Source organism: Colwellia psychrerythraea (assembly GCF_000764225.1).
Lineage (GTDB): Bacteria > Pseudomonadota > Gammaproteobacteria > Enterobacterales > Alteromonadaceae > Colwellia > Colwellia psychrerythraea_D.
Window position 1 is genome coordinate 259,290 of record NZ_JQED01000029.1, and the last position, 12,586, is coordinate 271,875.

Annotated in this window: 11 protein-coding genes; 2 read left to right on the forward strand and 9 right to left on the reverse strand. The window is 39.0% G+C overall.

Annotated features, from left to right (window positions below):
- Nucleotides 1-37: 37 nt before the first annotated feature.
- On the forward strand, nt 38-2,260 hold the full coding sequence (gene katG, locus ND2E_RS09600) for a catalase/peroxidase HPI (protein WP_033094112.1): 2,223 nt from the start codon (nt 38-40) through the stop codon (nt 2,258-2,260).
- A gap of 108 nt (nt 2,261-2,368) precedes the next feature.
- Nucleotides 2,369-3,358, forward strand: a complete 990-nt coding sequence (locus ND2E_RS09595; protein ID WP_033094113.1) for a cytochrome-c peroxidase — start codon at nt 2,369-2,371, stop codon at nt 3,356-3,358.
- 117 nt (nt 3,359-3,475) lie between these two features.
- On the opposite strand, the gene ND2E_RS09590 is transcribed toward ND2E_RS09595, so the two are convergent.
- The 9 genes from ND2E_RS09590 to betA all read right to left on the reverse strand — a co-directional run bounded on the left by ND2E_RS09590 (nt 3,476) and on the right by betA (nt 12,549).
- Nucleotides 3,476-4,396, reverse strand: coding sequence for a hypothetical protein (locus ND2E_RS09590; protein WP_033094114.1), 921 nt, complete (start codon nt 4,394-4,396; stop codon nt 3,476-3,478).
- Between the two features lie 105 nt (nt 4,397-4,501).
- Nucleotides 4,502-5,149, reverse strand: coding sequence for a hypothetical protein (locus ND2E_RS09585; RefSeq protein ID WP_033094115.1), 648 nt, complete (start codon nt 5,147-5,149; stop codon nt 4,502-4,504).
- A 177-nt stretch (nt 5,150-5,326) separates the two neighbouring features.
- Complete coding sequence (locus ND2E_RS09580) at nt 5,327-5,788, reverse strand: hypothetical protein (protein WP_033094116.1); 462 nt, start codon at nt 5,786-5,788, stop codon at nt 5,327-5,329.
- A gap of 71 nt (nt 5,789-5,859) precedes the next feature.
- Nucleotides 5,860-6,120: a DnaJ domain-containing protein gene (locus tag ND2E_RS09575; RefSeq protein ID WP_033094117.1), complete on the reverse strand. Its 261-nt coding sequence runs from the start codon at nt 6,118-6,120 to the stop codon at nt 5,860-5,862.
- A gap of 283 nt (nt 6,121-6,403) precedes the next feature.
- Nucleotides 6,404-7,729 (reverse strand): aspartate aminotransferase family protein, encoded by a 1,326-nt coding sequence (locus tag ND2E_RS09570; RefSeq protein WP_033094118.1) that lies wholly within the window; start codon nt 7,727-7,729, stop codon nt 6,404-6,406.
- Nucleotides 7,730-7,975: 246 nt separating this feature from the next.
- The gene (locus tag ND2E_RS09565) at nt 7,976-8,452 is read right to left on the reverse strand and encodes a MarR family winged helix-turn-helix transcriptional regulator (protein ID WP_033094119.1); all 477 of its coding nucleotides are present in this window, start codon (nt 8,450-8,452) and stop codon (nt 7,976-7,978) included.
- 246 nt (nt 8,453-8,698) lie between these two features.
- On the reverse strand, nt 8,699-9,403 hold the full coding sequence (locus ND2E_RS09560; protein ID WP_033094120.1) for a TorF family putative porin: 705 nt from the start codon (nt 9,401-9,403) through the stop codon (nt 8,699-8,701).
- 36 nt (nt 9,404-9,439) lie between these two features.
- Nucleotides 9,440-10,657, reverse strand: a complete 1,218-nt coding sequence (locus ND2E_RS09555) for a choline transporter (RefSeq protein ID WP_033094121.1) — start codon at nt 10,655-10,657, stop codon at nt 9,440-9,442.
- Between the two features lie 203 nt (nt 10,658-10,860).
- A complete protein-coding gene (betA, locus tag ND2E_RS09550; protein ID WP_033094122.1) occupies nt 10,861-12,549 on the reverse strand; it encodes a choline dehydrogenase in 1,689 nt (562 codons plus the stop codon).
- Nucleotides 12,550-12,586: the final 37 nt, after the last annotated feature.

The following is a 12,586-nucleotide window of genomic DNA, read 5'->3' on the forward strand; positions in this document are numbered from 1 at the left end:
GATTTTTATCACTAAATTATGAAAGAAGGATTGCATGATGTTTAAAAGAACACTCCCTATTGCAGCGGCGCTCTCAGTCGCTCTTACTTCGATGGTATTACCAACCACAACGCAAGCTGCCAATGTTGCAAAAACTAATCAATTTTGGTGGCCAGATCAATTAAGCCTTAGTCCACTTAGGCAACATGGCGCAGAGTCCAACCCTTATGGCAAACAATTTAATTATGCTAAAGAATTTGCCAGCCTCGACCTAGCAGTACTTAAAAAAGATATTCAAAGCACACTAACCGATTCAAAAAGTTGGTGGCCGGCTGATTGGGGGCATTATGGCCCGTTAATGATACGTATGGCATGGCATAGTGCCGGTGTTTATCGCGTTCATGATGGACGTGGTGGTGCATCTGGCGGTCAACAACGTTTCGCACCACTTAATAGCTGGCCTGATAATGTTAATTTAGATAAAGCGCGCAGATTATTGTGGCCTGTTAAACAAAAGTACGGTCGTAAGATTTCTTGGGCCGATTTGATGGTGCTTTCTGGCAATGTAGCCCTCGAATCAATGGGCTTTAAAACCTTCGGTTTCGCAGGAGGAAGAACTGATGACTGGGAACCAGATTTAGTTTATTGGGGACCAGAAGCTGCAATGTTGTCTGACAAACGCCGAGATAAAAAGGGTAAATTAAAAGGCCCACTTGCCGCCGTAGAAATGGGACTAATTTATGTTAACCCAGAAGGTCCACACGGAAAGCCTGATCCATTACTAGCTGCGCAAGATATCAGAATGTCATTCGGTCGTATGGCAATGAATGATGAAGAAATTGTCGCATTAATTGCCGGTGGGCATACGCTAGGTAAAGCGCATGGTGCAAAAAAACCGAATGGCTGTGTTGGTGCAGAGCCAGCAGCAGCTGAAATAGAAGCTCAAGGTTTAGGTTGGAAAAATAAATGTGGTACGGGTGTTGGAGCTGACACAATCAGCAGCGGTTTAGAAGGAGCTTGGACAGTTACCCCAACTCAATGGTCTTCTAATTATCTAGATAACTTAATGAATTTTAATTGGGTATTAACTAATAGTCCAGCAGGGGCAAAACAGTGGGTCCCAGATAATAAAGCAGCAGCCAATTTAGTGCCTGACGCACATGTTCCAAACAAACGGCATGCGCCTATTATGTTCACTACAGATATTGCGCTGAAGCAAGACCCTAAGTTCCTGAAAATTGTTGAACGTTTCAGAGCAGATCCTGCGCAATTCGATCTCGCCTTTGCCAAAGCTTGGTTTAAGTTAACACATCGAGATATGGGGCCTCGTGCAAGATATGTTGGCGCAGAAGTACCCAGTAAAGTGCTGATGTGGCAAGACCCAATACCAGCGATAAACTATCAACTAATCACCAACAAAGATATTAAACAGCTCAAAAAACAAATTACTAACTCTGGTTTAACCGCCTCTGAATTAGTAAGAACTGCTTGGGCAGCAGCGTCAAGCCATCGAGTGACGGATATGCGCGGCGGAGCCAATGGCGCTCGTATCAATCTTGCACCACAAAATAACTGGACGGTAAATAGTCCTATAGAGTTGGCTAAAGTACTTGCTAATCTTACGACTATTCAAGCAACCTTTAATAAAAAATCATCTAAAACAAAAGTATCGCTCGCTGATGTCATTGTACTAGGTGGCGCAACTGCAATAGAAAATGCCGCAGCACAAGCAGGCTATACAATAGTAGTGCCATTTTCACCTGGTCGTGCTGATGCAAACCAAGCGCAAACTAACGTAAAATCATTTAATTACTTGAAACCAAAAGCAGACGGTTTCCGTAACTTTTACAGCGATGATAGCTATAGTTCTCCAGTAGAAATGTTAGTAGATAAAGCTAACTCTCTTGGTTTAAATGTTCCTGAAATGAGCGTGCTCGTTGGTGGTATGCGCGCGCTCGATGCCAATTATGATGGTTCCTCTTACGGTATTTTCACCAAGACACCCGGCATATTAACTAATGACTTCTTTGTAAACTTACTGGATATGGCCACTGTTTGGACGAAAGATAAGTCAAATGCTGGCGTATATATAGGTCATGATCGCGTTTCAGGTGAGGAAATATGGCAAGCAACACCTGTTGATTTGATCTTTGGCTCTAACTCTGAATTAAGAGCTATTGCTGAAGTATATGCATCAGATGATGCCGATACAAAGTTCGTTAATGACTTCACTAAGGCATGGGTGAAAGTTATGCAATTAGATCGCTTTGACTTAAAGTAAGGTTCAGTTAATGTTAACTTTCTAGTGCTAACTTAAGTAACTAATACATTTTCCGATGTATTAGTTACTTATTATTAAGCTAATTAATCAGGTAGTTATGATCAACTAATGACTAAACATTTTGCTTTTACAATATTACCATTATTATACTTTGTTGGCCTGAGTCAAAGTTACACACACGCCTCAACTCACGAGATTGCATTATCCTTTTTTGAACCACTGCCCGCAGTTATGCAAGGCGCTGAACAAGATAGCGCAGTATTGATAGAATTAGGTAAAAAATTATATTTTGAAACTGCACTATCAATCAACCATTCTCAATCATGCAATAGCTGCCATAACCTCAATAACGGTGCTGCAGGTGTCGATCATCTACCCGTTTCAATAGGTGCTTTGGCAAGTATCGGTGATCGTAATGCGCCCACGACATGGAACGCTGGCTTGCATGTTGCTCAATTTTGGGATGGACGGGTAAAAACATTAACTCAGCAAGCTAAGTTGCCGATTTTCAATGCAAAAGAAATGGCAATGACTTCTGAAAGTCAAGTCATTGAGCGCCTTTATAACCAAGGTTATCTAGCTGCTTTCAAACGTGCTTTTTCAAAACAATTATTACCTATAAACATAGAAAATATCGCCCATGCGCTTGCCGCCTTTCAAAGAACATTAATTTCAAAAGACCGCTTTGATGATTACTTAACTGGCGATAAAGGTGCGATCAATCAAAGTGAAAAAGAAGGCTTACGTGTCTTTATCGAAAAAGGCTGCGTTGCTTGTCATAATGGTGCACTCCTTGGTGGTCAACTCTTTATGAAAATGGGCATTGTGCATCCATATCCAAATAAAAAAGATAAGGGCAAAGCGCAAGTAACAGGAAACCCTGCTGATAATTATTTTTTTAAAGTGCCTTCATTGCGTAACATATTAAACACAGCCCCCTACTTTCATGACGGTGCCGCATCGACGATAGAGCAAGCAATTGAAGATACAGCTTGGCATCAGCTCGGAATTAAATTAAATACGCAGGAGGTCAAAGCGATTAAAGCATTTTTTAACACTCTTAATAATCAAAAAGTCGCTTTTCCAGAACAGAGGTAAGTAGATTTTGAGCTGCTTTACTTTACGCTAAGCTGTAAAAAATTTTGACAGGATAAATGAGATGAAAAAGCGAGCCTAAGCTCGCTGTGTTTAACCTAACTCACTGCTACGAGACAATTATTTTTCATCAGGTCTTAAATAAGCAATATCATCTTCATCGTCTGCATGAAAATCATAACCACCTTCAAAATCATCATTTAGTTCATTCGCGACCGTAATAGGAAGCTCTAAAATTTCTTGAATATGGATGGCAACATCAATTTGTTGGTTAATGATGCTTTTAAATTCATTAAAACTTAATAACTCTATATCTTGTAAGTAACTTTTGGTGAGTATAGACAACTGCCCTGTGAGTTTTACGATACATTCCTCAAGTTTTTCAAGCAAAACCTCTTTATTTGTACTGACAAGGTAAGTATTAAACGCTTGATATAACGAGCTGGTGAACACTTTTTTCTCTGAATCAATCATTAATAACGCTACAGCACTATTAAGGAAGCGTTGTAATTCAAATAATAAAACATTTTCATCATTATCAACCAGTATAGTGCTAGCGCAATAACTTGCTGCAATGTTCTTATAAACATCTAAAAGCTTAGCACTTTTATAACCTTCTTTAAGGAAGCTGTCATGCATTACACGAATATCAGAGGTATCATTGATTGCTAAAGCATAACGAGTGATTGAAATGCTTTCAAAGTATGAAGGTGATATTTTTTTCAGTTGTGCGTACTTAGCCCAACCAGCTCTAAAGCAATAAACAATGCCTTGAGTTTTTAAAATCTCTTTGGCTTTAACCTCATTTCTATCACAAAGGTCGAGTAAACCTAAGTTAGTGATACCCAGAACAATTTCACAACCTTTTTTAATTTGATCCGCATAAATGATAGATAGGTTATCAGAAGCGATCCTCAACGACATATCAACTAGTTGTTGCTTAATTTTATGTACTAACTCGGGAGAAAAGTAGCCTTCGCTCTCCCCATCTTTTAACACCAACAATAAAAAAGGGTGGTTTCTCAACTCTGCAATTTTCATTCATGAATCCTAATTATATAAAGCGATACAAATACCCGAAATCTTTCAAGATGCAGCTTTCAACGCGCTTCTTTGATGGGTAACGAGTATAAAAGGCTAAGAAAGTTACAGCGGCGCAAACATATCATCGGTATCTATTTCTACCGATGTCACTCTTTGCTTATTGGCATTGTCTTTTAACGCTTTTTCAACATTTTCTAGGGTTCCGTTTCTACTTACTATCATCACTTCACGATAGGACTCTTCATCTAATGCTTTAATTTTCATTAATAATTCTTCAATGCTGCCTGAAGTTTGCTCTTCGTCTTCTTCAATTTCAGAAAAGTCATGACCAACAAAAGGCAGAGACAAGTATAAAAGGCCAAAATCATCTTCGACTATAGTTTTTAAAATCTCTAGTTGTTTTGCTTCATCATCCGTCGATAGAAAAATTTGCGACAATAAACTATGTGCTTCTGTTTGTGCACAAAAGACATGTTCTTCATCCATATTTTGCCAATATGAGGGCTCAACATTCAATAACTGTTTGATTGACTCAGCATCCATTAACCAAGTAGCGATAGAAGGTATTGTCGCATCATGTTCTCTAACAATTTTTGCAACAGTCAAAATATCCATCTCGGTTAACACAGCTAACATTGTTTCATCACCTTGCTCAGAAGCAATAGCTTCTAACGAAGTACCTGCGCGTCGACCGCTTTCTTGTGCTATTTCAATGATATCAGTAGCCAAAATTAGTGCGTTTTTCGTCACGATTATTCCTTAATAGATGTTAGAGCAACTGAAGTAAAAAATAAGCTACCTGTAGTTTACTTTACTTCAATTATTATTATATTTTCCAATCGATATCTCATTATCATCGATTTGGTAAATTCGGTGTAAAAGCGAGAATGCTTTTAACATTACTAGTCAAAGATAACTTATTGTTACTTAGTAATTTTCATCATAGTCGTCAGAGTTATAATCATCAATTTGCTCAACATCAACTTCTTCAGCTTTTAATGGTGTTGCATCATAACGGTTATAAAAATGAATGAGCAACACGGCGACTTTTAAATCCTGCTGTGCCTCTTTCATTATTTGAGTAACACAGGCCCTCGCGTCCGCATGCACACCAACAAATGGTTTGACATCTTCCCATAAAGGTTCACTGCTTAAATCAATTTGGGCTAAATTTTTACTATCAATTCTAATTTTAGTCGTTATAGCCATGGCCAACTGATCAACCATGCCAGTAAATAGCAGTGGAGTTGCTTTTAACTGTTCAAATAAATTAGTTAAATAAATAGATAATAATTCGGGGTTTTCAGGATCTGTTAACGAAGTGACATTCTCTAAATACATAGAAAAGTCATCTGTTAAGTAATCAGGTATATTTTTTTCAGCTTGCAAAGGTTATTCCCTAGATGCGTATTTTCAAAGTAAAACTATGGAGTGTTTTCAGTGGCACTTCTCAATGCCGTCTAACTCAAAGCATTGCGCCAAAATGAGTCAGCAACCTCTCGAGGATCAGTAATTACGGTATAATTACTTTTCAAATACAAAGCACGCTTTTTAGGATCTGCAATAGCATCATAAGCATCTTTAATTAATTGAAATTTTTCTTCGACTTCACTACCACTGTTTTTATCAGGGTGATATTTATTGGCCAATTTTCTATAGGCTTTTTTAATTTCGGTTGTCGTCGCATCTCGACTTAAACCTAACTGTTCAAAATGATCCATATATACAACTACCTCGTGTCGAAGTTTTACCTTAACACTATCATTAAATTTACTTATGGAACTAACTAACACCAATCGTACTAATTTATTGCTCGCTTAGCGACAGTTAATCCGATTGGGATATGAGGGGCAATCAATAAACATATTTTATGCTAATCAAAACATTCTTGCTAACTTTTTTTCAATGGGTAAGCGTGTTCATTAGAAGCGATATCAGCGGAAAAAAGAGGAACGAGCATTCCCCTTTTCACTATCAAACGAACTCAAACTATTTTGCTATGATTTATTTTTCGTCTATTGCCGCTTGCATTGACTGCTCAGCAACTTGCTCTAACCAGTTAAGGTCTACTGTTTGATGTGCTTCACAAATAAACCAAGGTTCACGTGAATCAGGCTCTAACATAACACCATTATCAATTAAATTGAGGGCAAATTGCGTATAAAGATCGCTATTAGTTTGTTTCCAGTCACGATAATTTTGCGGCACTTTATTACCAAAATGAACACCAAACATCGCATCAGGTCCAGCAAAACAATGCTCAACACCAAACTTGGTAAATACTCGTGACAGCAATGCTTGAATTTTTAGACCAACACTAGCAATACTGTCAAGCGCATCTGTTTCTTTAAGAACTGTTAACGTAGCTTTCGCTGCACTTAAAGCAACCATATTCGCCGTATATGTACCGCCATGTGTCACGCCATTTTTAGCAAAAGAAATAGTATCCATTACTTCAGCTCGACCACCAAAAGCAGCAACAGGATAACCATTCCCCATCGCTTTAGCATAAGTCGTTAAATCGGCAAAAATGCCATACAAGGCTTGTGCACCGCCTTTAGCAACACGAAAGCCAGTTTTTACTTCATCCATGATCAACAATGAGCCATTGCTATCACAAACATCACGTAATTTCTGCATATAAGCTTGCGTTGAAGCAATTGAGCCACAGTTGCCCATGATAGGTTCAATTAATATTGCAGCAATATCATTACCATGTTCTGCAAATACAGCATCAATAGCGTCAAAATCATTTAATGGTACACTGACTTGATGCTCGCGAGTACTTTGTGGTATCCCGCCACCAAAAGGTACAATATCAGGTACTTGTTGCGTATTCACATCCCAATTATCAACATCTGACTTCCACATCACTTCATCGTGTAAGCCATGAAAACCGCCTTCCACAACCACAATTTTATTTCGCTGGGTAAAACCACGTGCCGTACGTACTGCACCTATCACAGCTTCAGTACCTGAGTTGGAAAAACGCATTTTATCGATATTAGGACAGAGTGATTTTACTAATTCAACCACATCAGAATCGAGGCCAGTAGAAAAACCAGAGATGGTTCCTACATCAGTAATCGCCTTGATCACTTCGTTATCGATTCTTTCATCACGATAGCCTAAAATAATGGGGCCATAAGCTAAGCGAAAGTCGACAAAGGTCTGCTTATCACAATCCGTAATAGTACATCCTTTCATACCACTTAAAAATACTGTGTTATCTTCGCCCCAATAACGATAACTATCAGCTACGCCTAACGGCATATTTTCAACGGCTCTTTTAAACATAGCGTTGCTATTTGGTTTGTCTTTTTTCGTCATGGGGTATTCTCCATCTTAATAAATGATTTTCAATTGGGGCTGTGAATTTTAGCACGGCTTTATGGCGCAGATAATACAGCGCAAGCACGATGACAGGAAGCGCAATGCGCAATTTTTTGGGGGTATAGTGACTAAAAACAATTAATGTGGTCTGAATAAGCACAAAAGTTCACCGTCGGTGAACTAGTATTTTCAAAATAATGAATAAATCATAAAGGGGTTATACCAAAGTCAATCTTTTGTATCTTACTGCCCTTCTTGAATTTGGCCAACCATCAGTACCGGCGCAGCATCAAGTTCTTCGGCATCCATCATAGATGCAATGCGTTCAACGGAGGATAAAAGCTGACTTTGCTCCCAAGATTCTAATGCCTGATAACGTTTGATAAAATGATCTTGCAACGGCTTTGGAGCTCCTTGAAGTAATCCTTCACCAGTAGAAGAAAGGTATAGCTCAACTTTTCGCTTGTCTAACTGACTACGCTTACGCATCACCAATTCTTTTGCTTCTAAACGATCAATAATACTGGTTACCGTTGCCGGACTCAGATTAATTTCTTTAGCAACTTGTTTTGCCATGGGTCCATCTAACTGAGCGATCTTGGTCATGACCATGAGTTGAGGACCAGTTAGCCCTGACTCTTTATTCAATTGTTTAGAGTGAATTCCAATTGCCCGTATCACTTGGCGTAAAGAAATTAAAAGCTGATCGTATTTTTCCATAGTTATCTACTCAATTAGCCCCAAAACATTTAGGGGCTATCTATATTTACCCATTATCAATCAAGATACATGTTTCAGAGTACTTGAGCAATTTCAATTCAAGGCGCTGTGAAAAAATAATGGTTATTCAGAAGAATTACTCCTGCATTCTCTAATAAGCTACATCCATGTAGCGTCATTGTAAATCACAGCAACGATGATGTGATTTTGCTCAATCGCTTCTGAATGGTAACGGGTAAAAGCAGATTATAAACTAAATGTACGAGAAACCGATAGCACTACGCGCGAATCAGCGGTCTCAATATCCATATTAGTGTTTTCAAAGGCCAGATCAAAATCAAACCCTTGCCAATTTGTCATGTACTCAACACGGTAATGATTGTAAGCATCTTTACCATCCCATGCCCATTTAGCCTCATCAGCAGAGGTTGAACGGTCAAAACTAACTTTAATACTGTGTCCTGGAGCCACTTCTACCGTGTGCGCTACCATGGCAATGTAATGACTAACATCTAATCCAAAATAATCCCAGCTGTACCAGAAATTGACTTCACTATCCCCCATAGAAGAACTGTAACCTAATTTTGCATAAGCTTCAGGGTAGTTATAAGTATCAGACGCAGAGTCACCATGATAGGTGTAATATGCAATACCAGTATCTAGAGCAAATTTTTCATTCAGCTGAAAGTATTGTCCAACATAAGCATCCCACTCAACATTCGTATCTTCACCTGAGCCAAAATCTACATTTGACGCCCAAGTTCCAGCATAAAACCCGCTGTCGGCAGCATAATCTAAGCTCCCTTGCAGCGCTGGATCATTACCTGTTTGGCTAACACCGTTAAATGTGTAATCAGAAGCTAGGTTAACCGTTGCAGAAAAATCAGCTAAAGCAGTAGTAGAAAGTGTAAGTAAACCTGCGGTAGCCGCTGCAATTAAAGTTTTATTCATTATTATTTTTCTCATTAAAATTTTTGAAACCTGAAACTAGTTTATTAGTTCAATTTTATTAAAATCGATTTTATTTTCTTTCGGTGAACACTCTATTTCGCTGACTACTTTAAATTTGGTCAATAAGATAAAAGCAAAACACGTAAAGAACAGACCGATAACGACAGCGCCGACCCATTGGATTTGCAAGAAGTCCAATTTGAATAACAACGTCAGTAAACTCAGCGCAATTAAATTACCTAATAAGTATTTAACTTTGCCTAGTCGCTCGACACTCAAGTTCAAATTATCGGTATATAAACGAATCAAAGAATCGAGTGAGTTAATCACAAAAGTGACTCCAACAATCGCCATCATTATGTTATAGAAACCAGCAGTTTCAATTCCGTTAGCACTGTAGTAATACAACACTGTGAACCATATCGCGATTGGGATAGACGGGAATATCAACATAGCACCCAACACTTGATAAGTACGTAAACCACCAACAAAACGAGCAGTAAACTGACCAATCATAATGCTCCACGCAAACCACCAGTAAAGGTAGAACTCATGATAATCATTTATTGGCAGAACGAATTCGTGAATATTGCCAAAGTAACCACCAAGTAAAGCAATGGTACTGGCAAACTCACCAATACTTGAACCTTCTGAAAGGAAAGCCCCTCCCCACATTAGAGCAATCAATCCAATAAATAACCAGGTAGTTGCTAAGCTTAAAAAACGTACGTAGCGTATGCTGGTACTTGAATAGACTGCCGCAGCAATAACCAAAAAGACAATCAAATAAAAACTACCAATGATTGATTCTCCATCGCCAAGTTCAGGGACATACCAAGGTAAATTAGTTAACAATAAGTACGCGGTAAAAGCACAAGTTCCTATGATGACAACATTGTTAATTAGCTTAACCAATGGCAATTGAAAAAATTGTACATGTGGCTCAATAACACAGAAGTAAAAACAGGTTAAAAAGTAGAAACCCCAGATAAGAAACGCCCAGAAACCAAATTCAATAGACAAGGCGTTAGTGAAGCTATATTCAGGACTTGTTACTAAATCGGTATATCCTGCAAATTCCGTTAACGGGAACATGATCAGTCCAACATCAAGGCCTGAGGTAAATAATATCGCAATAAAAGTAAATGTCTTAACGGGTGTCACCCCCACACAGCGAATGTTACCCCAGCGATATAATACAAAGGCAATAGCAGCAAAGGTAAATAAAATCCCTGCAGATAACCAAGCGGTCATAATAGCCTCCTCATGATGGCTTTAATAAATGTAAACATGTATTACTCCTTTTTTTATAGTTAGAGCACTCGGTAGCATCCAAGTAAAATTAAGTAAATAGCGTTATTCACTTAGCCTCACCTAGATCTCAAATGTCAATTGTCGACGCCATGATCAGTATCATGACGGCGATAATTAATACCTGAAGGAGTACTCGCGGTAGATTATGTTTCTATTTTTCTTTTTGACTCGTTAGCACGTTGCTGTTGCTGCCAGTTTGGCGCAATTTTTACTGCAGCTTGGGATGGTGGCAAAGGTTCACGACCTCGAATAAGGTCAGCAGCACGTTCCGCAACCATAATTGTTGGTGCATTGAGATTACCGTTAGGAATGGTCGGAAAAATAGACGAATCAACAACACGTAAACCTTCAATACCATGCACACGCGTTTCTGAGTCTACAACGGCTAATTCATCTGATCCCATTTTGCATGAGCAGGAAGGATGGTAAGCACTTTCAACAAATTGACGGACAAAGCTATCTATTTCTTCATCACTTTGCACATCAATGCCAGGCTGAATTTCTTCACCCCGATACTCATCGAGTGCGCTTTGATTAATAATTTCACGAGTCAAACGAACACATGCACGAAAACCTTCACGATCTTCTTCATGTTCAAGGTAATTAAACTGTATTTGAGGATGTGCTTTAGGATCGTTAGACACCGCTTTAATTGCACCACGACTTTTCGGCTTATTATGACCAATATGAACCTGAAAACCATGGCCAGCAAACGCTTCTTTACCATCATAACGCATTGCTGCTGGTAAAAAATGGTATTGAAGATCTGGCCATTCAACGTTTGCTTTTGAACGAATAAAACCACAAGACTCAAAGTGATTGGTAGCGCCTAGCCCTTTTTTAGTGAAAAACCAACGACTGCCAATTAAAAACTTGTTCCACAATCCTAATTGGCCATTGAGTGATATTGGCTTTTTACACTTGAATTGGAAGTAAAATTCTAAGTGATCTTGTAAATTTTGACCTACACCAGGTAAATCGTGCAGCATTTCAATGCCAGCTTCTTGCAAATCTTTTTTAGCGCCAATACCAGAGAGCTGTAGAAGGTGCGGTGAGCCAACAGGACCAGCCGATAAAATAACGTCTTTATCAGCACGAACATCAAACAACTTGCCCTTACGTTCATAACGTACGCCAACCGCTTTTTTATCTTCTAGGAGTACTTTGTGAACCAATGCATGGGTTACTACCGTTAAATTTTCTCGCGTCATTGCCGGACGTAAATAGGCATTAGCGGTAGAGCAGCGCACACCGTCTTTAACGGTCATGTGCATGGGGCCAAAACCTTCTTGGGCCGCAGCATTGTAATCGTCAGTGGCAAAATAACCGGCCTCAACGCCAGCATCAACAAACGCTTTATACAACGGGTTTTTCATTTCATTGCCGTTATTAACACCTAATGGCCCGCTTTTACCACGGTATTCGTTACCGTCAAAAGCCCAGGTTTCAGCTTTTTTAAAATACGGTAAGCAATGGACATAGTCCCAGTTTTGAGCACCACTTTGTTGCCATTCATCAAAGTCTCTAGCATGCCCACGTACATACACCATACCGTTAATTGAGGATGAGCCACCTAATACTTTACCGCGAGGACAATGCATACGGCGATCATCAAGAAAAGGCTCGGGCTGCGTTTCAAACTGCCACGCGTATTTTTGGGTATTCATTGGGATGGACAATGCCGTTGGCATTTGAATGAAAATACTTTTATCACTGCCGCCAGTTTCAAGTAACAATATACGGTTATTACTGTCTTCGCTTAACCGGTTTGCAAGTACGCAGCCCGCAGAGCCGGCACCAACAATAATGAAATCAAATTTTTCGTTTTTCATGTAAAACTCTTATTTACTACTTATTAGCTATTTTATT

Excerpts from the sequence above, each read along its gene's own strand:
- katG (WP_033094112.1), top strand. The coding sequence starts at position 38 with ATGTTTAAAAGAACACTCCCTATTGCAGCGGCGCTCTCAGTCGCTCTT.
- ND2E_RS09595 (WP_033094113.1), top strand. The coding sequence starts at position 2,369 with ATGACTAAACATTTTGCTTTTACAATATTACCATTATTATACTTTGTT.
- ND2E_RS09590 (WP_033094114.1), bottom strand. The coding sequence starts at position 4,396 with ATGAAAATTGCAGAGTTGAGAAACCACCCTTTTTTATTGTTGGTGTTA.
- ND2E_RS09575 (WP_033094117.1), bottom strand. The coding sequence starts at position 6,120 with ATGGATCATTTTGAACAGTTAGGTTTAAGTCGAGATGCGACGACAACC.
- ND2E_RS09570 (WP_033094118.1), bottom strand. The coding sequence starts at position 7,729 with ATGACGAAAAAAGACAAACCAAATAGCAACGCTATGTTTAAAAGAGCC.
- ND2E_RS09565 (WP_033094119.1), bottom strand. The coding sequence starts at position 8,452 with ATGGAAAAATACGATCAGCTTTTAATTTCTTTACGCCAAGTGATACGG.
- ND2E_RS09560 (WP_033094120.1), bottom strand. The coding sequence starts at position 9,403 with ATGAATAAAACTTTAATTGCAGCGGCTACCGCAGGTTTACTTACACTT.
- ND2E_RS09555 (WP_033094121.1), bottom strand. The coding sequence starts at position 10,657 with ATGACCGCTTGGTTATCTGCAGGGATTTTATTTACCTTTGCTGCTATT.
- betA (WP_033094122.1), bottom strand. The coding sequence starts at position 12,549 with ATGAAAAACGAAAAATTTGATTTCATTATTGTTGGTGCCGGCTCTGCG.